The organism is Streptomyces sp. NPDC007025, from assembly GCF_042869455.1.
Classification (GTDB): Bacteria; Actinomycetota; Actinomycetes; order Streptomycetales; family Streptomycetaceae; genus Streptomyces.
Genome location: NZ_JBIAFT010000006.1, coordinates 201880 through 228615 on the forward strand (window position 1 = coordinate 201880; position 26736 = coordinate 228615).

The 26736-nt window shown below is 71.4% G+C and carries 25 protein-coding genes and 1 riboswitch; of the genes, 16 read left to right on the top strand and 9 right to left on the bottom strand.

All coding sequences use genetic code 11. From position 1 onward, the window contains the following. The first annotated feature begins 40 nt into the window (after positions 1 to 40). Positions 41 to 1621: a sigma-70 family RNA polymerase sigma factor gene (locus ACFYMO_RS13815; protein WP_388546342.1), complete on the top strand. Its 1581-nt coding sequence runs from the start codon at positions 41 to 43 to the stop codon at positions 1619 to 1621. A gap of 247 nt (positions 1622 to 1868) precedes the next feature. Here the strand turns inward: ACFYMO_RS13815 and ACFYMO_RS13820 are convergent, their stop codons facing one another. Then, positions 1869 to 2252, bottom strand: a complete 384-nt coding sequence (locus ACFYMO_RS13820; RefSeq protein WP_388546345.1) for a DNA-binding protein — start codon at positions 2250 to 2252, stop codon at positions 1869 to 1871. On the opposite strand from ACFYMO_RS13820, the gene ACFYMO_RS13825 reads away from it, so the two are divergent. Beyond that, complete coding sequence (locus ACFYMO_RS13825) at positions 2251 to 3021, top strand: LysR family transcriptional regulator (protein ID WP_388546348.1); 771 nt, start codon at positions 2251 to 2253, stop codon at positions 3019 to 3021. The genes ACFYMO_RS13820 and ACFYMO_RS13825 overlap by 2 nt on opposite strands. A gap of 259 nt (positions 3022 to 3280) precedes the next feature. On the opposite strand, the gene ACFYMO_RS13830 is transcribed toward ACFYMO_RS13825, so the two are convergent. From ACFYMO_RS13830 to gcvT, 4 genes are all read right to left on the bottom strand, one after another. Next, positions 3281 to 4663 (bottom strand): L-serine ammonia-lyase, encoded by a 1383-nt coding sequence (locus ACFYMO_RS13830; protein ID WP_366770294.1) that lies wholly within the window; start codon positions 4661 to 4663, stop codon positions 3281 to 3283. A 133-nt stretch (positions 4664 to 4796) separates the two neighbouring features. Continuing rightward, positions 4797 to 6071, bottom strand: coding sequence for a serine hydroxymethyltransferase (gene glyA, locus ACFYMO_RS13835; RefSeq protein ID WP_388546352.1), 1275 nt, complete (start codon positions 6069 to 6071; stop codon positions 4797 to 4799). A gap of 67 nt (positions 6072 to 6138) precedes the next feature. After that, a complete protein-coding gene (gene gcvH, locus ACFYMO_RS13840; protein ID WP_388546355.1) occupies positions 6139 to 6519 on the bottom strand; it encodes a glycine cleavage system protein GcvH in 381 nt (126 codons plus the stop codon). A gap of 93 nt (positions 6520 to 6612) precedes the next feature. After that, a complete protein-coding gene (gene gcvT / locus ACFYMO_RS13845; protein ID WP_366770292.1) occupies positions 6613 to 7740 on the bottom strand; it encodes a glycine cleavage system aminomethyltransferase GcvT in 1128 nt (375 codons plus the stop codon). A 182-nt stretch (positions 7741 to 7922) separates the two neighbouring features. Beyond that, positions 7923 to 8034: riboswitch (glycine riboswitch) on the bottom strand. Between the two features lie 152 nt (positions 8035 to 8186). Between gcvT and ACFYMO_RS13850 the strand changes: the two genes are divergently transcribed. Next, a complete protein-coding gene (locus tag ACFYMO_RS13850) occupies positions 8187 to 9026 on the top strand; it encodes an AAA family ATPase (RefSeq protein WP_366770291.1) in 840 nt (279 codons plus the stop codon). On the opposite strand, the gene ACFYMO_RS13855 is transcribed toward ACFYMO_RS13850, so the two are convergent. Further along, positions 9004 to 9549, bottom strand: coding sequence for a hypothetical protein (locus ACFYMO_RS13855; RefSeq protein ID WP_366770290.1), 546 nt, complete (start codon positions 9547 to 9549; stop codon positions 9004 to 9006). The genes ACFYMO_RS13850 and ACFYMO_RS13855 overlap by 23 nt on opposite strands. A 180-nt stretch (positions 9550 to 9729) precedes the next feature. On the opposite strand from ACFYMO_RS13855, the gene ACFYMO_RS13860 reads away from it, so the two are divergent. The 11 genes from ACFYMO_RS13860 to ACFYMO_RS13910 all read left to right on the top strand — a co-directional run bounded on the left by ACFYMO_RS13860 (position 9730) and on the right by ACFYMO_RS13910 (position 21821). Further along, a complete protein-coding gene (locus tag ACFYMO_RS13860; protein WP_366770289.1) occupies positions 9730 to 10527 on the top strand; it encodes an enhanced serine sensitivity protein SseB C-terminal domain-containing protein in 798 nt (265 codons plus the stop codon). Positions 10528 to 10722: 195 nt separating this feature from the next. Beyond that, the gene (locus tag ACFYMO_RS13865) at positions 10723 to 11514 is read left to right on the top strand and encodes an enhanced serine sensitivity protein SseB C-terminal domain-containing protein (protein ID WP_366770288.1); all 792 of its coding nucleotides are present in this window, start codon (positions 10723 to 10725) and stop codon (positions 11512 to 11514) included. A 316-nt stretch (positions 11515 to 11830) separates the two neighbouring features. Next, on the top strand, positions 11831 to 12829 hold the full coding sequence (locus ACFYMO_RS13870; RefSeq protein ID WP_366770287.1) for an ABC transporter permease: 999 nt from the start codon (positions 11831 to 11833) through the stop codon (positions 12827 to 12829). Positions 12830 to 12897: 68 nt separating this feature from the next. After that, positions 12898 to 14649, top strand: a complete 1752-nt coding sequence (locus ACFYMO_RS13875) for an ABC transporter substrate-binding protein (protein WP_366770286.1) — start codon at positions 12898 to 12900, stop codon at positions 14647 to 14649. A gap of 159 nt (positions 14650 to 14808) precedes the next feature. After that, positions 14809 to 15807, top strand: coding sequence for an ABC transporter permease (locus ACFYMO_RS13880; RefSeq protein WP_366770285.1), 999 nt, complete (start codon positions 14809 to 14811; stop codon positions 15805 to 15807). Next, on the top strand, positions 15804 to 17027 hold the full coding sequence (locus tag ACFYMO_RS13885) for an ABC transporter ATP-binding protein (RefSeq protein ID WP_366770284.1): 1224 nt from the start codon (positions 15804 to 15806) through the stop codon (positions 17025 to 17027). Before ACFYMO_RS13880 ends, ACFYMO_RS13885 begins: the two co-directional genes overlap by 4 nt. 26 nt (positions 17028 to 17053) lie before the next feature. Next, positions 17054 to 18160: a dipeptide ABC transporter ATP-binding protein gene (locus tag ACFYMO_RS13890; protein WP_366770324.1), complete on the top strand. Its 1107-nt coding sequence runs from the start codon at positions 17054 to 17056 to the stop codon at positions 18158 to 18160. Positions 18161 to 18279: 119 nt separating this feature from the next. Next, the gene (locus tag ACFYMO_RS13895) at positions 18280 to 18975 is read left to right on the top strand and encodes a trimeric intracellular cation channel family protein (RefSeq protein ID WP_366770283.1); all 696 of its coding nucleotides are present in this window, start codon (positions 18280 to 18282) and stop codon (positions 18973 to 18975) included. A gap of 23 nt (positions 18976 to 18998) precedes the next feature. Further along, positions 18999 to 19853, top strand: a complete 855-nt coding sequence (locus ACFYMO_RS13900) for a thioesterase family protein (protein WP_366770282.1) — start codon at positions 18999 to 19001, stop codon at positions 19851 to 19853. Between the two features lie 119 nt (positions 19854 to 19972). Next, the gene (locus ACFYMO_RS13905; RefSeq protein WP_366770281.1) at positions 19973 to 20449 is read left to right on the top strand and encodes a DNA starvation/stationary phase protection protein; all 477 of its coding nucleotides are present in this window, start codon (positions 19973 to 19975) and stop codon (positions 20447 to 20449) included. 184 nt (positions 20450 to 20633) lie between these two features. Continuing rightward, entirely contained in the window at positions 20634 to 21821 is a 1188-nt protein-coding gene (locus ACFYMO_RS13910; protein WP_366770280.1) for a cysteine desulfurase family protein, read from the top strand. A gap of 49 nt (positions 21822 to 21870) precedes the next feature. Here the strand turns inward: ACFYMO_RS13910 and ACFYMO_RS13915 are convergent, their stop codons facing one another. After that, entirely contained in the window at positions 21871 to 22671 is an 801-nt protein-coding gene (locus tag ACFYMO_RS13915; RefSeq protein WP_366770279.1) for a peptidoglycan recognition family protein, read from the bottom strand. Positions 22672 to 22726: 55 nt separating this feature from the next. On the opposite strand from ACFYMO_RS13915, the gene mnmA reads away from it, so the two are divergent. Beyond that, positions 22727 to 23869 carry a tRNA 2-thiouridine(34) synthase MnmA gene (gene mnmA, locus ACFYMO_RS13920; protein WP_366770278.1) on the top strand — a complete coding sequence of 381 codons (1143 nt, stop codon included), beginning with the start codon at positions 22727 to 22729 and terminating at the stop codon, positions 23867 to 23869. Positions 23870 to 23953: 84 nt separating this feature from the next. On the opposite strand, the gene ACFYMO_RS13925 is transcribed toward mnmA, so the two are convergent. Further along, positions 23954 to 24478 (bottom strand): TIGR00730 family Rossman fold protein, encoded by a 525-nt coding sequence (locus tag ACFYMO_RS13925; protein ID WP_366770323.1) that lies wholly within the window; start codon positions 24476 to 24478, stop codon positions 23954 to 23956. Positions 24479 to 24699: 221 nt separating this feature from the next. Between ACFYMO_RS13925 and ACFYMO_RS13930 the strand changes: the two genes are divergently transcribed. Further along, a complete protein-coding gene (locus ACFYMO_RS13930; protein WP_366770277.1) occupies positions 24700 to 25095 on the top strand; it encodes a hypothetical protein in 396 nt (131 codons plus the stop codon). Between the two features lie 96 nt (positions 25096 to 25191). Here ACFYMO_RS13930 and ACFYMO_RS13935 read toward each other — a convergent pair whose 3' ends face one another. Further along, complete coding sequence (locus ACFYMO_RS13935; RefSeq protein WP_388546367.1) at positions 25192 to 26703, bottom strand: methyltransferase domain-containing protein; 1512 nt, start codon at positions 26701 to 26703, stop codon at positions 25192 to 25194. Positions 26704 to 26736 lie beyond the last annotated feature (33 nt).

The window sequence follows — 26736 nt, forward strand, 5'->3', positions numbered from 1 at the left end:
GGGGACAGATGTCCGAGCCGAGAGGGAGAGTGGAGAGAACGTGAGCAGCAGTGTCATAGACGCCGCCGTGATCGAGGCGGCGCAGGCCGGGGACGAACGGGCACGGGAACTGGTCGCTGCGAAGTCCCTGCCGCTGGTCCACAACATCGTCGGCCGGAGCCTGCCCGGACATGCCGACGTGGACGACGTCACGCAGGAGACCATGCTGCACGCGCTCGCCAAGCTGCACACCCTGCGCGACCCCGGCCGCTTCAGGTCCTGGCTGGCCGCCATCACCATGAACCAGATACGCGGCCACCGGCGGCAGGACCCGGGGGTGCTGCAGGACACCGACGAGATCCGCGGACTCCCCGACCCCCGCGCCGACTTCGTCGACGCGACCATCAACCGGCTCGGACTCTCCGGCCAGTGCCGGGAGGTGGCCGAGGCCACCCGGTGGCTGGAGCCGGACGACCGGACACTGCTGTCCCTGTGGTGGCTGGAGAGCACCGGGGAACTCACCAGGGCGGACGTCGCCGCCGCACTGGAGATCACCCCCCAGCACACCGCCGTACGCGTCCAGCGGATGAAGGCGCAGCTGGAGGTGGGCCGGGTCGTCGTCCGGGCCCTGGCGGCCGAACCCTCGTGCGTGCTGCTCCAGTCGCTCCTCGAAGGGTGGGACGGCGAACCGTCCGGGCTGTGGCGCAAGCGGATCGCCCGGCACGCCCGCGAGTGCACCGTCTGCTCCGGCCACTCGTCCGGACTCGTCCCCGCCGAACGGCTGCTCGTGGGACTCGCACTGGTCCCGCCGTCGGCCGCGCTGTGCGCCCGCTGGGGGCTGGAACACCCAAAGGTGGCGGCCGAGCCGACCGCGGCCGGACACTCCCTGGGCTCCACGCCCGGCCGGGCGTCGGCACGCCGGGCGCAGCAGCGCGGACGGCGCGCCCGACGGCGCACGGCCCTCGCCGTCGCCGCCGTGCTGGCCACGGCGGGCGGCACCGGAGCCTTCCTGCTCATCCCCGACCCGCCCGAGGACCGCGACACCGCTTCGCCGACCCGCTCCGGGGACGGGATACGGTCCCTCTCCCGGCCCAGCCCGTCGGCGAGCCCGTCCCCGAGCTCCTCGTCCGCCTCCCCCTCGCCCTCCGCCTCCCCCCGGTCCACCTCCGCCAGCCCCTCGCCGTCCCGCACCGCGCCCCGCCGCACTCCGCGCCGTAAGCCCGCCACCCCGGCGCCCCCGCCCGCCGACCCGGCCGGCGGGAGCTACGCGCAGCAGGTGACCAGCCTGGTCAACGCGGAACGGGCGAAGAAGGGATGCGGCCCCGTCAGCAGCAACGCGACCCTGGACAAGGCCGCGCTCGGACACTCCCGCGACATGGACGCCCGCGACTACTTCTCCCACCAGAGCCCGGACGGCAAGGGCCCGGGCGACCGCATCACGGCGGCCGGCTACCGCTGGAGCACCGTCGGCGAGAACATAGCCCGCGGCCAGCGCACCCCGGCCCAGGTGATGGAGGGCTGGATGAACAGCCCCGGACACCGGGCCAACATCCTCAACTGCTCCTACAAGGAGATCGGCGTCGGCTACCACGACGCACCGGGCGGCCCCTGGTGGACCCAGGCGTTCGCGGCGAAGGGCTGAGCCCGGCACCACGGCACGCCGGCCGGACTGTCGAGTCCGCCCCGCGAAACCGGGCCCGGCACAGGCCGACGCCGTTGCGGGGCCTGGGCCTCTCGTGCCGGTCACGGCCGGGCGTCTCCTCGTGGGCGGGACCGGTGCCATGGTGGAACCCTCCGCCGACCGACCGCGGGCGGCGCGAGGTGGCGGCTACGACCGGAGGGCCGTGCCGTGTGGGGCCGTGCCGTGTGGGGAGGCACTGCCGGGGAAGTCAGACCTTGACGATCCGGATGCCGGTGCCGCACAGCGTGCGAAGGTCCTCGGGGTCCGACGTCAGGGCGGTCACGGGGGTGGGTGAGGCGAGCGCGTTGGCGGCCACGATGGCGTCGAGGGCGTACTTGTGGCCGTCCAGGTCGGCAGCGGTCAGGAGTCTGCTGGCGGGCCGGGCGATGCGCTCAGTGGGTGGAACGACGTTGACGCGGGAGACGGCGAAGTCGAAGCGGGACTGGTGGATCTTGGGGTGACGGGTTTCGACCAGCGTGACGGAGCTGGTGACCACGCGGATGTCCTCGGCTTCTGCCGCAGCCAGCCATTCGGTGACTTCAGGCGCGCGTCGTACGAGCTTGGAGAGCCCCTCGCAGTCCAGGAATTCCATGCGCGTTCGAACAGCGGCGTTATCCGTTGCCGTGGCCGCACTGCTGACAAAGCGCATCGAGGCCCGGCTGCGCGTCACGCTCTTCGACCGCACCAGCCGCAGCGTCGTACTGACGCCCGCGGGCACGGCCCTGCTGGAGCACGGACGGCATGCGCTGAACGCGATGACGGTTGCCGTGCAGAACACCCAACGCGCCGCCGAAGACGCATCGTTGAGGTTCGTGATCAAACCCGGAGGGGACGCCAACCTGCTCTCCGCGATCCTCGCCGCCTACGCGGAGCGGCCCGGTGCCCGGCGGGTCGACATCCTCTTCAGCGGCGCCACCGACCGTACCGATCACCTGCGCGACGGGCGCGCCGACGTGGGCCTGCTCTACGCCCCGTTCGACGACCTCGGCGGGCTGGCCACCGAGACCCTCCACGTCGAGGACCGGGTGGCCGTCCTCCCCGAGAACCACCGGCTCGCCGGGCGCGACAGTATCTCCCTGGACGACCTCAGTGACGAGGTCTTCCCGCGGTGGCCGGGTGTCCCCGGCGGCGGGAGCGGTCCCGAAGTCGCCGATGCCGGGGAACTCACCGCTCTGGTGAGGATCGGCCGCGTCGTCGCCGTCCTGCCCCGCTCGCTCGTCACGCCCGTGCCGCAGGGCATCGTGTGCATCCCTGTGCCCGACGCCGGGCCGAGTCGGATGGTCATCGCCCGCCGGGACGACGACCAGCGGGAGCACGTCACCGCCCTGATCGCCGCCGCCGTATCGCGGCGGCGCGGCTGAGCCCGCCCCCCCGGTCATCCCCCCTCGCGCAGAGCCTCCCGCCATCGGCGACAGCTCAGCGATTTCGGCGTGGTCGGGAAGCGCGTGTTCCTCGTGGCCCGAAGCCCTGGCCGTGAGCAGGTCACGGGCTGGCCCGGCAGGGACGTTTCAGGGACTTTCAGCTCTGCCACAGGGACTTCCGAGGAACGTTCCGCCGTACGGAAGAGTGCGCCCGTGACAGCGCTGAAAGACGCGGATCACCTGGTCAGGCGTGGTGCGCTCAGCACTCGATGACGTTCACCGCGAGCCCGCCGCGCGCGGTCTCCTTGTACTTGACCTTCATGTCGGCGCCGGTGTCGCGCATGGTCTTGATGGCCTTGTCGAGGGAGACGTGGTGGCGGCCGTCGCCGCGCAGGGACATCCGGGCCGCGGTGACGGCCTTGACCGCGGCCATGCCGTTGCGCTCGATGCAGGGGATCTGGACCAGCCCGCCGACCGGGTCGCAGGTCAGGCCCAGGTTGTGCTCGATACCGATCTCCGCCGCGTTCTCCACCTGCTCCGGGCTGCCGCCGAGGATCTCGGCGAGGCCGCCGGCGGCCATGGAGCAGGCCGAGCCGACCTCGCCCTGGCAGCCGACCTCGGCTCCGGAGATGGAGGCGTTCTGCTTGAAGAGCATGCCGATGGCGCCGGCGGCCAGCAGGAAGCGGACCACGGCGTCGTCGTCCGTACCGGGGACGAAGTGGTGGGCGTAGTGCAGGACGGCGGGGATGATGCCGGCGGCGCCGTTGGTCGGCGCGGTGACGACCCGGCCACCCGCGGCGTTCTCCTCGTTCACGGCCATGGCGTAGAGGGTGGTCCACTCCATGGCGTGCGCCTCGACCTGGCCCTCGGCGCGCAGCTGGCGGGCCGAGGTGGCGGCACGGCGGCGCACCTTGAGGCCGCCGGGCAGGATGCCCTCCTGGGTCAGGCCGCGGGCCACGCAGTCCCGCATGACCTGCCAGATCTCCAGCAGCCCGGCGCGGATCTCTTCCTCGGTGCGCCAGGCCTTCTCGTTCTCCAGCATGAGACGGGAGACCGACAGGCCGGTCTCCCGGGTGAGGCGCAGCAGTTCGTCGCCGGTGCGGAAGGGGTGCCGCAGGACGGTGTCGTCCAGTTTGATGCGGTCCTCGCCCACGGCGTCCTCGTCCACGACGAAGCCGCCGCCCACCGAGTAGTAGGTCTTCTCCAGCAGCGGGGTGCCGGCCTCGTCGTAGGCGAAGAGAGTCATGCCGTTGGCGTGGTACGGGAGAGAGCGGCGCCGGTGCAGTACCAGTTGGGTGCGCTCGTCGAACGGGATCTCGTGCGTGTCGCCTATTTCGGTGGCCAGCAGCCGCAGCCGGCCCTCCGTGCGGATCCGCGCGACGCGGTCGTCGGCGTTCTCCACGTCGACCGTGCGCGGGGACTCGCCCTCCAGGCCCAGCAGGACGGCCTTGGGGGTGCCGTGGCCGTGGCCGGTCGCGCCGAGGGAGCCGAACAGTTCGGCGCGCACGGAGGCGGTGTGCGCCAGCGCGCCCTCGTTCTTCAGCCGGCGCGCGAACATGCGGGCGGCGCGCATCGGGCCCACGGTGTGGGAACTGGAGGGGCCGATGCCGATCGAGAACAGGTCGAAGACCGAGATTGCCATGGTGCGGCTCCAAGCCCTTGGCGGGCCAGCGGGTTGTGTCCTGGTGCGGAGCGGTGGGTGCCGGAGGGGCCGGGTGCGGCCCCTCCGGCGGGAGGGGAGCCCCGCTGGGGGCTCCGGGGAGTCCTGCGGAGGACTACTTGCCCAGCGTGGGGTACAGCGGGTGCTTCTCGGCGAGGGCGGTGACCCGCGCGGCGAGGGCCTTGCCCTTGGTGTCGTCGAAGCCCGGCAGCAGGGCCTCGGCGATGATGTCGGCGACCTCGGCGAAGTCCTCGTCCTGGAAACCGCGGGTCGCCAGCGCCGGCGTCCCGATGCGCAGGCCCGAGGTCACCATCGGGGGCCGCGGGTCGTTGGGGACGGCGTTGCGGTTGACGGTGATGCCGACATCGTGGAGCCGGTCCTCGGCCTGCTGCCCGTCCAGCTCGCTGTTGCGCAGGTCGACCAGGACCAGGTGGACGTCCGTGCCGCCGGAGAGCACCGAGACGCCGGCGCCGACGGTGTCCTCGCGCAGCAGGCGCTCGGCGAGGATCCGTGCGCCGGAGAGGGTGCGCTGCTGGCGGTCCTTGAAGTCGTCGCCGGCGGCGATCTTGAAGGCGACGGCCTTCGCGGCGATCACGTGCTCCAGCGGGCCGCCCTGCTGGCCCGGGAAGACCGCGGAGTTGATCTTCTTGGCGTACTCCTTCTTCGACAGGATCACCCCGCCGCGCGGACCGCCGAGGGTCTTGTGCGTGGTGGTCGTGACGATGTCCGCGTACGGCACCGGGGACGGGTGCAGCCCGGCGGCGACGAGGCCGGCGAAGTGCGCCATGTCCACCATCAGCAGCGCGCCGACCTCGTCGGCGATCCGGCGGAAGGCGGCGAAGTCGAGCTGGCGCGGGTAGGCGGACCAGCCCGCGATGATCAGCTGCGGGCGGTGCTCCTCGGCCAGCCGCTCGACCTCGTCCATGTCGACCCGGCCGGTCTGCTCGTCGACCTTGTAGGCGGCGACGTTGTAGAGCTTGCCGGAGAAGTTGATCTTCATGCCGTGGGTGAGGTGCCCACCGTGCGCCAGATCCAGGCCCAGGATGGTGTCGCCCGGCTTGAGCAGCGCGAACATCGCGGCGGCGTTCGCCTGGGCGCCGGAGTGCGGCTGCACGTTGGCGGCCTCGGCGCCGAACAGCGCCTTGATCCGGTCGCGGGCCAGGTCCTCGATCACGTCGACGTACTCGCAGCCGCCGTAGTAGCGGCGCCCGGGGTAGCCCTCGGCGTACTTGTTCGTGAGGACCGAGCCCTGGGCCTCCATGGAGGCGACCGGAGCGAAGTTCTCCGAGGCGATCATCTCGAGGGTGGACTGCTGGCGGTTGAGTTCGGCGTCGACGGCGGCGGCGACGTCGGGGTCGACCTCGTGGAGAGAGCCGTTCAGAAGCGACATGGAAGAACCGTCCCTGGGAAGTGGCGGCGGGGTGGGCAAGCAGCCTCGGTCCCCCGAGGCGGACGCCTCAGGTGCCCGAGGCGAATGCGGCGTACTCGTCGGCCGAGAGCAGGTCGTCCGGCAGTGCGTCGACCTTCACCTTGAACAGCCAGCCGCCCTCCAGCGGGGCGGAGTTGACCAGCGCCGGGTCGTCCACCACGTCCTGGTTGATCTCGGTGATCTCACCGGAGGCGGGGGAGTAGAGGTCGCTGACGGACTTGGTGGACTCCAACTCGCCGCAGGTCTCGCCCGCGGTCACGGTGTCACCGACCTCGGGGAGCTGGACGAAGACGACGTCGCCCAAGGCGTTGGCGGCGTGCTCGGTGATACCGACCGTCGCGACGCCGTCATCGGCGGCCGACAGCCACTCGTGCTCCTTGCTGTAGCGGAGCTGCTGGGGGTTGCTCATGAGTCTGATTCTCCCGGATGCGAAAGGTGCAGTGAACACGGTCTTGGCAGGTGGAACGGGGGGCGCGGGCCGCCCTTCGGTGGCGGCGGGTGCTCAGGCCCGCTTGTAGAAGGGCAGCGCCACGACCTCGTACGGCTCGTGGGAGCCCCGGATGTCGACCGCGACCCCCTCCGTGCCGGGTTCGGCGTGTGCCGCGTCCACGTACGCCATGGCGATCGGCTTGCCCAGCGTCGGCGACGGCGCCCCGGAGGTGACTTCGCCCACAACCGCACCGTCGGCGACCACCGGGTAACCGGCGCGCGGCACCCGGCGTCCCTCGGACACCAGCCCGACCAGCTTGCGCGGCGGGGCGGTCGCGGCCTTCTCGGCGGCCGCCGCCAGCGCGTCCCGGCCCACGAAGCGTCCCTCGTTCGAGGTCTTCTCGAACTTGACGATCCGGCCCAGCCCCGCGTCGAACGGGGTCAGCGCGGTGGACAGCTCGTGCCCGTACAGCGGCATCCCCGCCTCCAGGCGGAGCGTGTCGCGGCAGCTCAGACCGCACGGGGTCAGCCCGGCCTCCCGGCCCGCCTCGGTCAGCGCCTCCCAGACCGCGACGGCGTCGCCGGGCGAGACGAACAGTTCGAAGCCGTCCTCGCCGGTGTATCCCGTGCGGGCGATCAGCGCCGACTTGCCGGCGACCATGTCGCGCTCACCGGCGTAGTAGCGCAGTCCGTCGACGTCGAAGCCGGTCAGCTGCTTGAGGATGCCCGCGGCCGCCGGGCCCTGCACCGCGATGAGCGCGTAGCCGTCGCGGTCGTCCCGCACCTCGGCACCGAAGCCGTCCTGCCGCGCGACCAGCGCGTCCAGCACCGTCTGCGCGTTGGCGGCGTTGGCCACGACCAGGTACTCCTGGTCGTCCAGCCGGTAGACGATCAGATCGTCGAGGATGCCGCCGTCCTCGTCGCAGATCATGGTGTAGCGGGCGCGGCCGACCGCCAGCTTGGACAGGTTGCCGACCAGCGCGTGGTCCAGCAGCTCGGCGGCCTGCGGCCCGGTCAGGGTGATCTCGCCCATGTGCGAGAGGTCGAAGAGGCCGGCGGTCGAGCGCACGGCCAGATGCTCCTCGCGCTCGCTGCCGTAGCGCAGCGGCATGTCCCAGCCCGCGAAGTCGGTCATGGTGGCGCCCAGCGCGCGGTGCGTGGCGTCCAGCGCGGTCTTGCGAGTGGCCGGTGGCTCAGTCATGCAGGCTCCCAGAGTCCCGATGAGTCCCCATAGGGGGATATGACGTGGATGTCCTCCCCATCTGTCATCGGAACCTGAGAGGTTCGCCGACAGCTCCCGAACGGCTGGAGCCCGGCTTGCACCTTGGGTGGGACCGCCGCTCCGCGCCGGGGCGCGCACAGCGGTCCGCTTTTCAGATCTGCCTAGCCTGCGCGGTAACGGGGCCTGAGAGATTCAAGGGAGGATCTTGCTCCTTCGGCGCCCCGGTGTGCGCGTACTGCACACGCCTGCCGGGGACTCTCCCGCGCGGGTTCGAACGGCCGGTATGCAGTTTGGATGCGCACATCATGGCACGGGTGGGCGGGCCGTGGCTGCCCCCGCGGAGCAGCTGTTCGCCTTGAACCGCATTACTCCTTCTTTACATACTTGGGGCGGCGGCCGAACTGCCGCCAGGGGAGGGAGATCCAGTGGGCAGCCCGTGCCGTGCAGGAGCCGTACCGAGGGGCGCGCGAGCGGGCCCCGCAGCCCGCGCCGCGGTCCGGCACGATCTGCGCCGTACCGGCGGACCGTGGACGCTGCGCTATCCGGCGGGGGACGTGGTGGTGGTCTCCGGGCTGCCGGGCGGCGGCAAGTCCACCCTCATGCGGCGCGCGTTCCCGGGCCGGTCCGACGCGGTGCGCATCGACTCGCAGGACGCCCGCGAGCGCTGGGAGGCGCGGATGCCGCGCTGGCTGCCGTACGGCGCCTACCGGCCCCTGGTACGGCTCGCGCACTACGCGGCGCTGCGCACGGCGCTGGGCTCGGGTGCCGCCGTCGTGGTGCACGACTGCGGCACGCAGAGCTGGGTGCGCCGCTGGCTGGCCCGGGACGCGATACGGCGTGGGCGCTCGCTCCACCTGCTGCTGCTCGACGTCCCCACCGGGGACGCGCTGGCCGGACAGACCGTGCGCGGCAGGCGGGTGACCGGGTACGCCTTCCGGCGGCATCTGCGTGCCGTCGGAAGGCTGCGGGCCGCCGCGGAGGCCGGACGGCTGCCGCGCGGCTGTGTCTCCTCGGTGCTGCTGGACCGGGAGGCGGCCCGGGATGTGCGGTGCGTGCTCTTCGAGCCGCTGCCCGCCGCGGTACCGCTGGTGCTCTCCCCCTGGGCGGGACCGCCGGGCCCGACCGCGCCGCCATCCGTACCGTCGCCCGGAGAGGGGCGGACGCCCGCGGCCCCGGCACCCGCGAGGGGCGCCGGGGCCGCGGACGGGGACACCGGTGACCGGATTCAGGGGGTGACCGGGGTCAGCGGCCCGCTGCCGGGGTGACCGGCTTGCCGGGCTGCTGCGCGGGGGACTGCTGCCCTGCCTGGCCGAGTGCGGGCTTGGCGGGCGCCTGCGGCCGCGGGGGCTGCTGAGCGGTGGGCTTCGCCGGCTTCCCGGGCTTGGCGGGCTTCCCGGGCTCGGCCGGCTTGGCGGGCTGCTGCTCCTGGGCCGGGTCCGACGGTTTCGCGGGCTTCGACGGCTCGGTGGGCTGCTGCTGTTCGGTCGGCTTCTGCTGGCCGGCCGGCTTCTCGCCCGGCTCGGGCGGCTTCGGGAGCTTGTGCTGCGCCGTCGGGTCCTGCTGGGGGGCTGCGGGCTTCTGCTGCGGCGCCGACTGCCCCATGCCCTGGTCGTCCGACGGCTTCGGCTTGGCCTGCTCCGTCCCGGCTTCCGGTCCGGCGGGCTGCTGGATGCCGGGCCGCTGCCCCGGGGCGTGGCCGGCCACCGGCGCGGCGGCGGCCGCACCCGCCGCGCCGAGGGCGAGCGAGCCGGCCAGGGTGACGGTGACGGCGATCCTGTTCACACGCATGTGCTCTCCTCCGATGGGCGTGCCGGTTGGCACGTATGGGGACGCAGTCCACCTTTCGGGCATCCGACGCGGAACGCAACCGGAGCATCGCTGTTCGTGTTCGTCCCGGTTCGTCCAGGGGGCCGTAGCGGTACTCCGGGGTGCCTCCGAGCAGGCGGGGATCATGGATAGGCTTGCCGTATGACAGTTCCCTCGCAGCCCTCGCAGCCGCAGCACTTCGGGCCCGGGCACGGGGGTGGCTGGCCCGGCAACGAGCTGGAGGAAGCCCTGGCCGCCTCGCTCCAGGTGCCGCACGCGGGCGCCCGGCTGCTGGAGGTGCTGGGCCGCAGCAGTGTCTGGGTCCCGCTCCCGGACGGCGGCGACCGGGAGAGCCGGGAACTGGATCTGCCGACCATCGAGTTGGACGGTGCGGTCCATGTGCCGGTCTTCAGTTCCGAGCAGCAGTTCCTGAGCGTCGTCGGCGCCCATGTGTCCTTCACTGTCGCACCGGCCAGGGAATTCGCGCGCGGCCTCCCCGCGGGGGTGGGCATCGCCGTGAACCCGGAGGGGACGGTGGGGGTTCCGCTCTCCGCCGAGGCCGTCGCCGAGCTGTGCGCGAACACCCCCGCCGAGCAGGCCGCCACCGGAGCCGTGCGGGGCGCCCGGGTGCGGCTGTTCGAGCCGGACTGGCAGGACGATCCGCTCGCCTTCCTCGCCGCGGCCTCGGCGGAGTTCGCCGCGCTCGGGGCCGTACGCAGCGCGCGTCGGGGCCTCGCCAGCACCGAGGGTGATCCGCCCGGTCTGTTCGTCGGGATAGAGCTCGACCTCCTCGACCCGGAGGCCCGGCAGGCCGCCCACGACGCGCTCGGCAGGGCGCTGCACGTGGCGCCGGTGCGCTGGCCGGTCCAGATGGTGCTGCTCGACGCGGCGGAGGATCCGGTCGTGGACTGGCTGCGGCAGTGCGTACGCCCGTTCTACGACCGCGAGACCCACCGCTGAGCGTGGTGCGAGGGGCGGCGGTGGACCGCGGTGCCGGTGAGGTGCCCACCGCGACCCGGATGCGGAGCGGCGCGCGCCGGTTGCCGTACCCGAGCTGAGTACGAGTACCGATGTCCCGGTCCGCTCGTAAGCTGGTTGGATGGCGGTGCGGGGCGACGAGCCAGGAACGGCGGCAGAGGTGGAAAGGCGGCCCAGGTGAGCGCGGGTGAGAGCGTCGAGACGCTGCTGCGGCGAGTGGCGCCCGGCGGGCACGGCACCTACGAGAGCTACGAGTCCTTGCTCCAGGCACTCGCCGGCGGTCAGGTGTGGATGCTGCTGTGGAACGGGCAGGCCGGATCCCCCGACGCGCAGTACGGCAACATGGACGTCGCCGGGTACGGCTACGCGCCCTGTGTCACCTCGGCCCAGGAGCTGGCGGCCTCCGGCTGGAACCGCGCCCACGAGGTCGTCGCCGGACGGGAGATCGCCGCCGCCCTCTTCGCCGACCGCTGGGGGATCTGGCTGAATCCGCACGCTCCCGGCGGCGGCGTCGGCATCCCCTGGCTGGACCTGCGGCGGATCGCGGTCGGCCTCGACCAGCTTCCCGCCGGGCCGCTGCGGATCAGCGAGCCGACCCTGGAGATTCCGCAGTTCTATGCGCTGCTGACGCAGAACGCCCACCGGACCCCCGTCGTCCGCTCGCTGCGCCGCGCCTGGGTGCGGCCCGCGCTGGGCGTCCCGTACCTGGCCGTGGGCCTCGACCTGTACGACGGCGCCCCCGCCTCGATCGAGGCGGCCCGCCGGATGATGGCCCAGTCGGTGCTCGCGGTGCCCGACGGGCTCCCTGTCTCCAGCGTCGCGATGGCGGACGACTACGACCCCGTGGCCATGTGGATGCGCAGCCAGTCCCGGCCGTTCTTCGACCGGGACGCACACGCTCCGGCCGGATACGACGCCTCCCGGCCACCGGCTCCCGGCGCCGGTTACGGCTACCCGCGCGCCTTCTGAGCAGGGGCGGAATCCGGACGTATTTCCGGATCCGCAGACGGTCCAGATCAGGACAAAATTCCGACCCCCACACCGCTCAACGTCAATATCCGTCCGCATAACGGAACATGACGCGCCACATCACAGTTGCGCATCCATTCCCCGGCAGGTCTGGCGACTGATCCTGAGCGCGATGAAGACTCCCGAGCCATAAGCCACCGGAAGGCCGCAGCCGGCCTCCCACCCACAACGGCTTTCGAATGTCTTCTGAACTCTGACCGCTACAGCGGTGTGCGTGGACTGGTCAACTGCCGGTCGAGAAGGGGTCCCCAACACGATGACGGCACCACTGCACGAGGAAACGATCGCGGAAACCGCGGCCGTGGAGCCGGCACCCGGCAAGGCCGAGAAGGCGATCGAGGGCCGCTCACTCGGCCGGATCGCCTGGGAGCGGCTCAAGCGGGACAAGGTGGCGCTGCTCGGCGGCACGATCGTGCTGCTGCTGGTGCTGCTCGCGATCTTCGCCCCGGTGCTCGCGGCGCTGACCGGGCAGTCGCCGAACGAGCGCCACGAAGACCTGATCGACCCGCTCTTCAGCACCCCCACGGGCGCGCTGGGCGGGATGTCCGCCGACCACCTGCTCGGCGTGGAGCCGGTCAGCGGCCGCGACATCCTCACCCGGATCGTCTACGGAGCGCGCGTCTCGATCCTCGTCGGCTTCCTCTCGGCCTTCGTCGCCGTCATCTTCGGCACCATCCTGGGCACCCTCGCCGGCTACTTCGGCGGCTGGCTGGACGCGCTGATCAGCCGGGTGATGGACATGCTGCTGGCCTTCCCGCAGCTGCTGTTCATCATCTCCCTGATCTCCGTGATGCCCAACGACCTGCTCGGCCTGACCGGCACGGGCGTGCGGCTGCTGGTGATGATCCTGGTGATCGGCTTCTTCGGCTGGCCCTATATCGGCCGGATCGTGCGCGGCCAGGTGCTCTCGCTGCGCGAGCGGGAGTACATCGAGGCCGCCCGCAGCCTGGGCGCCGGCCGCGGCTACATCATCGGCAAGGAACTGCTGCCCAACCTGGTCGCGCCGATCACCGTCTACATGACGCTCATGATCCCGACCAACATCCTCACCGAGGCGGCGCTCAGCTTCCTGGGTGTGGGCGTCAAGCCGCCGACCGCCTCGTGGGGCTCGATGCTCTCGGACGCGGTGACGTACTACGAGTCCGACCCGATGTACATGATCATTCCCGGCGTCGCCATCTTCATCACGGTGCTCGCCTTCAACCTCTTCGGCGACGGCGTACGCGATGCACTGGACCCGAAGGGCACCCGTTGATCCCCCATCCCAGACCCCGGACCCGCCCAGCTCGTGCGGGCCGTGACCTATCACGGAGGTTGCGAGACGTGAAACCCCTACGCACATCGAGGCGCCGGTTGGCCGCGCTCTCGGCTGTTGCCGCCGCCACGCTGCTGGCCACCTCGGCCTGCGGCGGGGGCGACAGCGACAAGGAGGGCGGCGGCGAGTACAACGCGGGCGTCAACAAGGTCGCCAACGCCTCCAGCAAAAAGGGCGGGACCCTGAAGTTCGTGGGTGTCCAGGACGCCGACTCCTGGGACACCACCCGCATGTACTACGGCTTCGTCTTCGACTTCTCGCGGTTCTACAGCCGCCAGCTCGTGAGCTACAGCCCCAAGCCGGGCAAGAAGAGCCTGGACCTGAAGCCCGACCTGGCCACGGACAACGCGCAGATATCCGAGGACGGCAAGGTCTACAAGTACACCCTGAAGAATGGCCTGAAGTGGGAGGACGGCAAGCCGATCACCTCCCAGGACGTCAAGTACGGCATCGAGCGCCAGTGGGCCCAGAAGACCCTCTCCGGCGGCCCGACCTACATCAAGGACGTCCTCGACCCGGACGGCAAGTGGAAGGGTCCCTACGAGGACAAGGGCGGCTTCGACGCCATCAAGACGCCCGACGACAAGACCATCGAGTTCCACCTGCCGAAGGCCAACGGCGACTTCGAGCAGATGCTGGCGATGCCCACCAACTCGCCGGTGCGCAAGGACAAGGACACCAAGTCCAAGTACACGCTGCGCCCCTTCTCCTCGGGTCCGTACAAGTTCAAGTCGTACACCCCGAACAAGTCGCTGCTCCTGGTCCGCAACAAGAACTGGGACCGCAACAGCGACACGCTGCGCAAGGCGCTGCCGGACAAGGTCAAGGTCACCCTGCTCACCAACCCGGACGAGCGCGACAAGCGCCTGATCAACGGTGACGCGGACCTCGACCTCAACCAGCGCGGCATGGAGGTCCAGGGCCGGCAGACCGCCCTCAAGCAGCACAAGGGCAACGTGGACAACCCGCAGACCGGGTTCATCTCGTACGTGGCCTTCCCGCAGAGCGTGAAGCCCTTCGACAACATCCACTGCCGCAAGGCCGCCATCTACGGCACCAACCACAAGTCGGTGCAGACCGCCCGCGGTGGCCCGACCGCCGGTGGCGAGCTGGCCGTGAACATGCTGCCGCCCACCGTTCCGGGCGCCGACCAGAACGACGACCAGTACGGCATCCGCAAGAACGGCGGAGCCGCCGACGTCGCGAAGGCCAAGGAAGAGCTCGAGAAGTGCGGTAAGCCGGACGGGTTCAAGACCACCCTGGCGGTGCGCAACACCGACAAGGCCGACGTGAAGTCCGCCGAGGCCATCCAGGCGTCGCTGAAGAAGGTCGGCATCAAGGTCGAGCTGGACGAGTTCGACGGCTCGCAGGGTTCCTCGATCGTCGGCAACCAGGCCACGGTCAAGCGCAAGGGCTACGGCATGGTGCTCTACGGCTGGGGCCCCGACTTCCCCAGCGGCCAGGGCTACGGCATCGAGCTGTGGCACAGCTCCAAGATCCGTGACAACGGCAACAACAACTACGCGCTGATCGACGACCCGAAGATCGACAAGGGTCTCGAGGACGCCATCGCCGAGCTCGACCCGGCGAAGGCCGCCGAGAAGTACGCCGAGGTCAACCACCGGGTCATGGAGGGCGGCTACTACCTGCCGCTCACCTACCTGAAGGTCGTCCAGTGGCGCTCCGACCGGCTCACGAACGTCTACGCGGCCGACTCCTTCAGCGGCTGGTACGACTTCGCGTCCCTCGGCGTCAAGTGACCCCGGGGGTCCACGGACCCTCGAAGTTCGCCACCGACATCACCATCTGACGGCGCCACCCGCCGCTGGCACGAAGGGCAGGTGAAGGCCGCTACGGGCGGCCCGGCCGCCGACTCCCGACCGGGAGCGGCCGGGCCGCCGCCGGGCGGCCGGAGAGCAGTGCTCACATACCTCATCAGGCGGCTGTTCGCCGTCGCAGTGATGCTGGTCGTCATCATCCTGGCGGTCTTCTGCATCTTCTTTCTGATCCCCAAGTGGTCGGGGATCGATCCGGCCACCATGTTCGTCGGTAAGCAGGCCGACAAGGAGAGCGTCGAAGCCGTTCGTGAGAAGCTCCAGCTGGACGATCCGGTCCTGGTCCAGCTCTTCGAGTTCTTCAAGGGCATCTTCGCCGGCCGGGACTACACCTCCGGTGGCGACACGACGCACTGCTCCGCCCCCTGCTTCGGGTACTCCTTCCGCACCGAGCAGGAGATCTGGCCGGTGCTGACCGACCGGCTTCCGGTCACCCTCTCCCTGGCGCTGGGCGCTGCCGTCATCTGGCTGATCATCGGCCTGGCCGTCGGCGTGCTCTCCGCGCTCAAGCGGGGCAGCCTCTGGGACCGGCTCGCCATGACCGGCGCGCTGGCCGGCGTCTCGCTGCCCGTCTACTTCACCGGTCTGATCTCGCTGGCCGTGTTCGCCTACCAGCTCGACCTGGTGAGCAACACCTTCACCCCGTTCGGCGACGATCCCGTCAAGTGGTTCAGCGGCATGATCCTGCCCTGGGTCACCCTCGCCTTCCTCTTCGGCGCCATGTACGCCCGGCTGACCCGGGCGACCATGCTGGAGGTGATGGGCGAGGACTACATCCGTACCGCCCGCGCCAAGGGGCTCAAGGAGCCGGTCGTCATCGGCAAGCACGCCATGCGCTCCACCATGACGCCGGTCCTCACGCTCCTGGGCATCGACATCGGCGCCCTGATGGGCGGCGCGATCCTCACCGAGACCACCTTCAGCATCCCCGGACTCGGGCAGGCCGTGCTCAAGGCGATCACCGATCGCGACCTCCCGCTGATCCTGGGCGTCACCCTCATCACCGCAACCGCCGTCGTCATCGCGAATCTCATCGTGGACCTGCTGTACGGCGTGATCGACCCACGAGTGAGGCTGGGATGACCGACCACGAGCACAAGTCCCACAAGGACACCGAGACCGGCCCGGACGCCACCCGCGCGGACGCGCCGCCGGCGGTCGCCGCCTCCGGCGCTGCCGGGGCCGCGATCCCCGAGCAGGGCACGGCAGCGGACCTGACCGGTTCCGGCACCGCGCCCGGCGAACCCGAGCTGGACCAGCGGCCTCCGTCCTCCTTCCTGGAGGTGCGCGACCTGCGGGTGCACTTCCCCACCCAGGACGGCCTGGTCAAGTCCGTCGACGGGCTCACCTTCTCGCTGGAGAAGGGCAAGACCCTCGGCATCGTCGGCGAGTCGGGTTCCGGAAAGTCCGTCACCTCGCTCGGCATCATGGGCCTGCACACGGTCGGCCAGTACGGCAGGCAGCGCCCGCAGCTCTCGGGCGAGATCTGGCTGGACGGCCAGGAGCTGCTCACCGCCGACGCGGAGACGGTGCGCAAGCTGCGCGGCCGCGAGATCTCCATGATCTTCCAGGACCCGCTCTCGGCGCTGCACCCCTTCTTCACGGTCGGCCACCAGATCGTGGAGGCGTACCGCGTCCACCACGACGTGGACAAGAAGACGGCCCGCAGGCGCGCGGTCGAGCTGCTGGACCGGGTGGGCATCCCCGAGCCCGGCAAGCGGGTCGACAGCTACCCGCACGAGTTCTCCGGCGGGATGCGGCAGCGGGCGATGATCGCGATGTCGCTGGTCAACAACCCCGAACTGCTGATCGCCGACGAGCCCACCACGGCGCTCGACGTGACGGTCCAGGCGCAGATCCTGGACCTGATCCGGGACCTGCAGCAGGAGTTCGGCTCGGCCGTCATCATCATCACCCACGACCTGGGCGTCGTCGCCGAGCTCTCGGACGACATCCTGGTGATGTACGGCGGGCGCTGTGTCGAGTACGGCACCGCCGAGCAGGTCTTCTACGAGCCGCAGCACCCCTACACCTGGGGCCTGCTGGGCTCCATGCCGCGCATCGACCGGGACCGGGCCGACCGGCTCATCCCCGTCAAGGGCTCGCCGCCCAGCCTCATCAACGTCCCGTCCGGCTGCGCCTTCAACCCGCGCTGCCCGTATGCGGACGTCCCCGGGGACGACGTCACCCGCACCGTCCGGCCGGAGCTGCGCGAGGTCAAGGACGGGCACCTGGCCGCCTGCCACATGGCGCAGGAGGACCGGGAGCGGATCTGGAACGAAGAGATTGCCCCGAAGCTGTGAGCGGCGTGAGTGAGGACGACGAGCCGATGACGAATCCCGTGAAGTCCCCGGGCTCCGAGCCGACGGCCGACTCCGCGGCAGCGCCGGACCAGGGCGAGACGCTGCTGAGGGTCAGCGGCCTCAAGAAGCACTTCCCCATCCACAAGGGCCTCTTCAAGCGGCAGGTGGGCGCGGTGCAGGCGGTCGACGGCATCGACTTCGAGGTCCGCGCCGGGGAAACCCTGGGCGTCGTGGGCGAGTCGGGTTGCGGCAAGTCGACGATGGGCCGGCTGATCACCCGGCTGCTGGAGCCCACCGCGGGCTCCATCGAGTTCGAGGGCCGCGACATCACCCATCTGGGTGTCAGCGGAATGCGCCCGCTGCGGCGCGACGTGCAGATGATCTTCCAGGACCCGTACTCCTCGCTGAACCCCCGGCACACGGTCGGCGCCATCGTCAGCGCGCCGTTCAAGCTCCAGGGGGTGCAGCCGGAGGGCGGCGTCAAGAAGGAGGTCCAGCGGCTGCTGGGGGTGGTCGGGCTCAGCCCCGAGCACTACAACCGCTACCCGCACGAGTTCTCCGGCGGGCAGCGGCAGCGCATCGGCATCGCCCGTGCCCTGGCGCTCAGCCCGAAGCTGGTGGTGGCCGACGAGCCGGTCTCGGCGCTGGACGTCTCCATCCAGGCGCAGGTCGTCAACCTCCTGGACGATCTGCAGGAGGAGCTCGGCCTCACCTATGTGATCATCGCGCACGACCTGTCCGTCATCCGGCACGTCTCGGACCGGATCGCGGTGATGTACCTCGGCAAGATCGTGGAGCTGACCGACCGGCAGTCGCTCTACAACACGCCGATGCACCCCTACACCAAGGCGCTGATGTCGGCGGTGCCGGTGCCCGACCCGCGGCGCAAGGCGGCGGACAGCCGGGAGCGGATCCTGCTGCAGGGCGATGTGCCCTCGCCGATGAACCCGCCGACCGGCTGCCGCTTCCACACCCGGTGCTGGAAGGCCACGGAGGTCTGCAAGACCAAGGAGCCGCCGTTGATCCCGCTGGCGACGGGCCACAACGTGGCCTGCCACCACCCGGAGAACGCGCCGGACCAGGAGCCGGGAGACACCGCGCTGCTGAGCGGTGCCGCCACCGCCAAGCGCTGACCCGGTACCGGAGGGGCTGGTTCCACGGCCCCTCCGGTGCGGCACCGCGGCCGGCCTTCCTGGCGGCGCAGGCGGGAGCCGGGGAGAGGCTCGGAAAGCGCTCCGGATACAAAGGAGCCGTGGAATCCGTCTTCAGTCCTCCGCTCCAGCACTGGCTGGACATCGCCGGCATCTTCGTCTTCGCCGTCTCCGGGGCGCTGCTGGCTGTCCGCCGCAACTTCGACGTCTTCGGCATCGCCGTCCTCGCCGAGGTCACCGGCCTGGGCGGCGGCCTCTTCCGGGATGTGGTCATCGGTGCCGTCCCTCCGGCGGCCTTCACCGATCTCGGCTACTTCCTCACCCCGCTCGTCTCGGCCGCACTGGTCTTCTTCCTCCACCCGGAGGTGGAGCGGATCAACAAGGCGGTCAATGTCTTCGACGCGGCGGGGCTGGGGCTCTTCTGCGTGACGGGCACGCTCAAGGCCGACGAGTACGGGCTCAGCCTGACCTCCTCGGTCGTGATGGGGCTGGCCACGGCGGCGGGCGGCGGCGTGCTGCGTGACGTGCTGGCGAACGAGGTGCCCTCGCTGCTGCGCTGGGACCGGGAGGTCTACGCGGTCCCCGCGGTCATCGGTTCCAGTGCCGTGGCGTTGCTGATCCACCTGGACGCGGTACGTCCCGCCACGGCGGTGGGCGCGGCGCTGCTGGCCTTCGTGCTGCGGCTGCTGGCCCTGCACTACAACTGGCGGGCGCCGCGGGCGTGGAAGCGCAGCAGCGCGACGGTGGACGCGGAGGCGGCCGGGGGTACTCCGGAACCACCCCCTACCGAGCAGTAACAAATCCGGTGTACCGTCGCCCCATGTCCGACGCACCGTCCTGCACCGCCGTATCCGCCGCTCCCGCCGGCAGCAGCGAGTTCGACCGCGACACCGCGGTCCGCACCCTGCGGCCCGGCGTCCACGAGGCGCAGCTCTCCCCGGGCTGGGCCATCGGCACCGCCCTGAACGGCGGCTACCTGCTGGCCGTGGTGGGCCGCGCCCTGCGCCAGGCCCTCCCGCACCCGGACCCGTTCACCGTCACGGCCCACTACCTCACGGCCACCACCGCGGGTCCCGCCACCGTCCGCACCTCGGTGGCCCGCGGCGGGCGCACCGTCTCCACCGCCTCGGCCGGGCTCTTCCAGCTGGACGAGAGCGGCACGGAAGTGGAGCGCATCCGGGTGCTGGCGACCTACGGCGAACTGGACGCGCTCCGCGGCGAGGTGCGCACCAGCGCCGAGCCGCCCGCGGTCCCGCCGCAGGCGCAGTGCTTCCGGGCCACCGACCACCCCGGCGGCGACGCCGCCGTACCCGAGATGGGGCGCCGGCTCGACCTGCGCCTCGACCCGGAGACCTGCGGATGGGCGCTCGGCGCGCCCAGCATGCGCGGCGAGATCCGCGGCTGGCTCGGGCTCGCCGACGGGCGCGACCCGGACCCGCTCTCGCTGCTGATGGCCGTCGACGCGCTGCCGCCCACCGGCTTCGACCTGGGGCTCACCGGCTGGGTGCCCACCGTCGAGCTCACCGTCCATGTGCGCGCCCGCCCGGCGCCCGGTCCGCTCCGCATCGCCGTCACCACCCGCAACCTGGCAGGCGGATTCCTGGAGGAGGACGCCGAGGTGTGGGACTCCGCCGACCGCCTGGTCGCGCAGTCCCGGCAGCTGGCCCGCGCATAGCGCGGGCGGCGCGGGCGGAGGCGGCCCGGGTGACAGGTGCGGGCGCCTCGATGTCCCTTTTCGTGCGATGTGCTTACGTAGGTCGGGAAAGTTTGCCTGCCCGAGAGAAAGCGACGCACGTGACCTACACAGTGAAGAGCACGCTTCCGGAATCGGACCTCAAGACCGTCGCCGAGGCGCTGCAGGGCACGCTGTTGGACCTCATCGACCTCTCCCTCGCCGCCAAGCAGATCCACTGGAACGTGGTCGGGCCGCGCTTCCGCTCCATCCACCTCCAGCTCGACGAGGTCGTCGACACGGCCCGGCAGTACTCCGACACCGTCGCCGAGCGCGCCTCCGCGCTCGGCGTCAGCCCAGACGGCCGCTCCACCACCGTCGCGCACGGCAGCGCCGTCAACACCGTCAAGGAGGGCTGGCTCCCCGACAACGACGCGGTCCGCCTGATGGTCGAGGCGCTCGGCGCCGTCATCACCAAGGCCCGGGAGCGGATGAAGGCCGTCGGCCCGGTCGATCCGGTCACCGAGGACGTCTTCATCCAGCTCACCGGCGTCCTGGAGAAGGAGCACTGGATGTTCCAGGCGGAGAACCGCGGCTGAGCCGCTCCGGGCCGGTGCCGGTCGGGCCCCGGATCCGCCCGGCGCGCGGGTTCCGGTGTCCGCGGGCCGCGGCGCGGGCGCCCGGGACTCCAGGCCGGCTCCGGACGGGGGCACGTACGACGAGGCGCGTACGCTGCCACGCGCCGGTCGTGCGCCCCGTGGGGAACCGTAGGATTGGGGAACCATGGCTGACTCCGCCCACCCCGTCTATCTCGACCACGCCGCCACCACGCCCATGTGGCCCGAAGCGGTGCGGACGATGACCGAACAGCTCGCGGTCGTCGGCAACGCCTCCTCGCTGCACGGCGCCGGACGGCGGGCCCGGCGCACGGTGGAGGAGGCTCGCGAGTCGCTCGCCCTCTCGCTCGGGGCGCGCCCCAGCGAGGTCGTCTTCACAGCGGGCGGGACCGAGGCGGACAACCTCGCCGTCAAAGGGCTCTACTGGGCCCGCCGGGACGAGGACGCCCGGCGCACCCGGGTGCTGGCCGGGCCGGTGGAGCACCACGCCGTGCTGGACGCCGTCGAGTGGCTGGCCGAGCACGAGGGCGCCCGCCTGGAGTGGCTGCCGGTGGACGCGTACGGCCGGGTGCACCCCGAGGCACTGCGCGAGGCCATCGCACGCGATCCCGCCGACGTCGCGCTGGCCACCGTCATGTGGGCGAACAACGAGATCGGCACGGTCACCCGGATATCGGAACTCGCCGAGGTCGCCGCCGAGTTCGATGTGCCGCTGCACTCGGACGCGGTGCAGGCGTTCGGCCAGCTCGACCTCTCCTTCAGCGGGTCCGGGCTCGCCTCGATGGCCGTCACCGGCCACAAGACCGGCGGCCCCTACGGAATCGGCGCGCTGCTGCTGCGGCGCGAGTACGCCCCGGTGCCGCTGCTGCACGGCGGGGGCCAGGAGCGGCACGTGCGCTCCGGCACGCTGGACACCCCGGCCATCGCCGCGTTCGCCACGGCCGGACGGGTCTCCGTCGAGCGGCGGGCCGACTTCGTCCGCGAGGTGGGCGGACTGCGGGACGCGCTGGTGGCGGCCGTCCGCGACGCCGTGCCGGACGCGGTGCTCAACGGCGACCCGGACCCGGCCGGGCGGCTCGCGGCCAACGCGCACTTCTCCTTCCCGGGCTGCGAGGGGGACTCCCTGCTGTTGCTCCTGGACGCGCAGGGGATCGCGTGTTCGACCGGTTCGGCCTGCACGGCGGGCGTCGCCCAGCCCAGCCATGTGCTGCTGGCCACCGGCACCGAGCCCGACCTCGCCCGGGGCACCCTCCGCTTCTCGCTGGGCCACACCACCACCAAGGCGGACGTGGACGCGCTGGCGCAGGCGATCGGCCCGGTCGTCGAGCGGGCCCGCACCGCGGGGCTGAGCTAGCCACACCGGAGGACGGCCCGGGCGGCACGGCTCCGGCGCCCTCCCTTCGTCACTTGTCCCGGAGCGTGCTCTCCACCCGCATCTCGGTGCGGACCATCCGCAGATACTTGTCCCAGTCCCAGTGCCGCCCCGGATCGGTGTGGTCGGCGCCAGGGACCTCGTTGTGGCCGATGATGTGCCGCCGGTCGGCGGGGAAGCCGTAGCGCGAGCAGATCCCCGCCGTCAGCCGGGCGGAGGAGCGGTACATGGCGTCCGTGAAGTCCTGCGGACGGTCTATCCATCCCTCGTGCTCCACCCCGATGCTGCGCTCGTTGTACTCCTTGTTCGCCGCGTGGAAGGCGACGTCCAGCTCGCGGATCATCTGGATGATCTGCCCGTCCTGGCAGACGATGTAGTGCGCCGCGGCCCGGTGCTCGGGATCCCGGAAGACCTTCACGGCGGCTGCCGCGCTGCCCTGCGTGACATGCACGATCACCCGGTCGATGCCGTAGTCCGCGGGCCGGTCGCTGCGGCGCATGTTGGCGTCGGCGGCGGCCACCCAGCGGGCGCGGGTGTCGTCCACCGCGCCCTCCAGCCGCGGCTTGTCGTTCCCCGGCATCCGCCACCACCAGCGCTTGAGCTCCTGCTGGGTGGCCACCCCGAGCACACCGAGGCCCACCAGGGTGCTGCCGCCGATCAGCAGCCGCCGCCGGGCGACCCCGCGCCCGCGCGCGCCTTCCCGGTCGCCGTCGCCGGAGGTGCCGGCGCCCTCGGCCCGGCCGCCGGGACCGGCATCCCGGCCGTCGCCGGGGCCGGACCCGGAGCCGTCCGCCGGGCCGTCCTCGTGTCCGTCATCCGCCGCTGGTCCCATGCGCTCCCTAACGCGTTCGGGTGGCCGGGAGGTTCCGTCTACCCTGGAGGGCGCTATGACTACTGCATCCTCGCGGGGCACAGCCTCCGCGCGCCCGCTCCGTGTGCTGGCCGCCATGTCCGGCGGAGTCGACTCCGCCGTCGCGGCGGCCCGTGCCGTCGAGGCCGGACACGACGTCACGGGTGTGCATCTGGCTCTGTCCGCCAACCCTAAGTCGTTCCGCACGGGTGCGCGCGGCTGCTGCACCATCGAGGACTCGAACGACGCTCGCCGCGCCGCCGACGTCATCGGCATTCCCTTCTACGTGTGGGACCTGGCCGAGCGCTTCCGCGAGGACGTGGTGGAGGACTTCGTCGCCGAGTACGAGGCGGGCCGCACGCCCAACCCCTGCCTGCGCTGCAACGAGAAGATCAAGTTCGCCGCGCTGCTGGACAAGGCGCTGGCGCTGGGATTCGACGCCGTCTGCACCGGTCATTACGCCACTGTGGTGACGCGTGCGGACGGGCACCGGGAACTGCACCGGGCGAGTGACCAGGCCAAGGACCAGAGCTATGTGCTGGGGGTTCTGGACGAGCGGCAGCTGAGCCACGCACTGTTCCCGCTGGGCGACACCCTCACCACCAAGGAGGAGATCCGCGCCGAGGCCGCGCGCCGCGGCCTGGCCGTGGCGAAGAAGCCCGACAGCCACGACATCTGCTTCATCGCCGACGGGGACACCCAGGGGTTCCTCGCCTCCCGGCTCGGCCGGGCCGAGGGCGACGTGGTCGACGAGTCCGGCGCCAAGGTGGGCAGCCACGACGGCGCCTACGGATTCACCGTCGGCCAGCGCAAGGGCCTGCGGCTGGGGCACCCGGCCCCGGACGGCAAGCCGCGCTACGTGCTGGACATCTCCCCGGTCGACAACACGGTCACCGTCGGCCCCGCGGCCTCCCTCGACGTCGCCGCCCTCACCGCGATCCGCCCCCGCTGGTGCGGTGCGCCCCCGGCGGAGGGCCCCCGCCCCTACACGGCGCAGCTGCGGGCGCACGGCGCCGAGACGCCGGTGGAGGCGGAGCTGGCCGACGGCGAGCTGCGGGTGCGGTTCGCCGCTCCGGAGCGCGGTGTGGCGCCGGGACAGGCGATTGTGCTCTACGACGGCACCCGGGTGGTCGGCTCGGCGACGATCGACCGGACGGAGCGCGCCGTCCCGGCGGCCTGAGCCGCGCAGTGCCGCCCTGGGGCCGGGCCGGAGCCCCACGCCCGCGCGGCGGGCCCGGGGCCGCACAGCCCGGGCGTGCCGGCCTCAGGCGCCGAGCAGCTCCAGTGCCTGCGGGCCGTCGTCGGCGAAGCTGACGAGGTCCGCCAGCGGGACGGGCAGGAAGCCCTCGGCCTCCATCCGTGCCATCTGCTGCTGGAGACCGTTGTAGAAGCCCGCCGTGTTGAGCACCACCACGGGCTTGCTGTGCATGCCGTGCTTGCGCAGTTCCAGGATCTCGGTCGCCTCGTCCAGCGTGCCGGTGCCGCCGACCAGGACCACCACGGCGTCCGCGCGGTCCAGCAGGAGCGCCTTGCGCTCGGCGAGGTCGGCGGCCACGGCCATCTCGTCGGTGTCCGGCCGCGCCACGTCGCGCAGGAACTCCACCGAGACGCCGATCAGCCGGCCGCCCGAGCCCTGTACGCCGTCGGCCACGACCTTCATCAGTCCCGAGTCCGAGCCGCCCCACACGAGACTGTGTCCCCGCTTGCCGAGCAGCTCCGCGAACTCGCGGGCCGCTTCGGTGTAGACGCTGTCGAGCTCGGCGGCCGAGCAGAAGACGCAGATGTTCATGGGGGTCGAGGAGGAGGCCATGCGCCCAGCTTAGAGCCGGCCGCCCGGGGTCCGGGAGGGAGGCGGGCGCCGGCTGCCGGACGGGGACCGGCTGCGGGCTGCGGACCGGGTGACGGAGTGCGTACGCTGTGGCACGCCCCCGGCGTACGCGATGCGGCGCTCGGGGCGGGCGGACCGATTCAGGGCTGCTACAGAGCTGATTCAGGGGTGGGGGAGCGGAGTTGGACGCACGGCAGCGGCGGCGCTGGGCCTGGCTGACCGGGACCTGGGCGGTGCTCGTGGCGACCGGGGGCCTGTTGACGGTGAGCTGGCAGCAGGAGCCCGCTTCCGACGGCGGCGGACCGGGCTGGTACGACGCGGAGGACGCCCGGCGCTCCGGCGGCGGGGACGGCGGCATCTCGGGCAACCCCATGCACGGCAGCGTGCCGGTCACTCCGAAGCCCGAGGAGGGCGGGCGGCACGGCGAACTCCGGCCCTCGATCCGCATCGTGCCCCCGGACCACCAGGCCAGGGACTATGCGACGATCCGTCCCGAGCCGCTGCCCGGCGACGGCCGCCTCGCGGAGGTCCGGCCCCGCGAGTGGCGATCGGCACCCGACCCCGGGACGGGGCACTGACCCGCAGCGACGCGCCCGCCCTCCCCGGCGTGGACCGGGGAGGGCGGGCGACCGTGCGCGGTGCTGGTCACCGCCGCGCCGAGGCGGCGCGGCCGCTCAGCCCTTCGTCAGGGTGAAGCGGAAGATGCCCCAGGTCAGCCGGCGCTTCTCGCCGCCCTCGACCCAGTGCGCGAGCCCCTTCTTCATCTGGCTCAGATAGTCGCTGCTGATCTTCGAGCCGAGCCCTTCGGCCTCCTGCCGCTCGGTCTCCTGCAGCACCCGCCCGTAGTGCCGCACGAGTTGCTCCCGCAGGTCCTCGAACCCTGCGTCCGAGTCCCCGTGCTCGGTCGGGGTGAAGCCGAGCCGGGTGAGCTCCCGCTTGTAGAAGCCGGGGGAGCCCATGTCGTCCAGGTGGATGCGGTCCAGAATGGGCTGAATGGCGCTGAAGTCGGTGTCGTCGGCGGCCATCGGGTCGGTGAAGACCAGCTGTCCGCCCGGCTTCAGGACCCGGCGTACCTCCTCCAGTACCCGCAGCCGGTCCCCGCTGTGCAGGAACGCGTCCTGCGACCAGACCACGTCCACGCTGGAGTCGGGGAACGGCACGCTCTCGAAGGAGCCGTCCACGACCTCGATCCGGTCGGTGAGGCCGCGGATCGCGTTCAGCTCCTTGTGCCGCTGGTTCTCCACCTCGCTGAGGTTGAGCGCCTGGACCGCGCAGCCGAAGGTCTCGGCGAGGTAGCGGGCCGAGCCCCCGAAGCCGGAGCCGAGGTCGAGCACGCGGGAATCCCGGTCGAGGCCGAGCCCGGAAGCCATGCGCTCGACGGTGTGCCGACTGGCCTCCGCGATGGGCTGCTCGGCATCGGCGTAGATGCCGACGTGAATATCCTCGCCACCCCACACGGAGGAATAGAAGGTGTCCGCGTCGGGGGAGTTGTAATAACTCCGCGCGGTACCCACGGCGCCGCCGTAGGCGCCTTCTCCTTCATCCTCCGGGTGATATTCCTTCTCCGCGACATGCACGAAGAAGTCGGGCTGCTCGTCCCGGTAGGTGTGCTGGAAGTCGCCGTACGTCTCGATGCGTTGGAATCCGACGTCCGACATGAGGCGCCGCGTGTAGTCCTTGCGGAGCGGGAACATGTTGAGGTGGTAGTCGGCGCTGCCGGCGAAGCGGTACCGCATGCGGCACAGCCCCTCGTCCACGTATTCCGGCTCGACCGCGACGTCCTCGCCGCAGTAGTAGTACGTGTGCTTGCTGGAGTACCCGCGGTCCAGAATCGCGTCGTAGTTGCGCTGATCCAGGATGAGGATTCCGTCGTGCTTCAGCATCGCGTAGAACTCGGCCAGCGCCTTCCGCCGGTCGCGTTCCGAGAAGAGATGCGTGAAGGAGTTGCCGAGGCACACGATAGCGTCGTACTCACCGTGAACGTCCCGGTTGAGCCAGCGCCAGTCGGCCTGGACGACCCGCAGGATGTGGTCGCCGTGCTTCATTCCGTTTTCGAACGCCATCGCGAGCATGTCGGCACTTCCGTCCGCGCTCACGGTTTCGAATCCGGCCTCCAACAGCCGTACCGAGTGAAACCCGGTCCCTGTCGCCACGTCGAGGACGCTCCGCACTCCTCGCTTACGCAACAGGTCGATGAAGAAATTTCCCTCGCTCTCCGC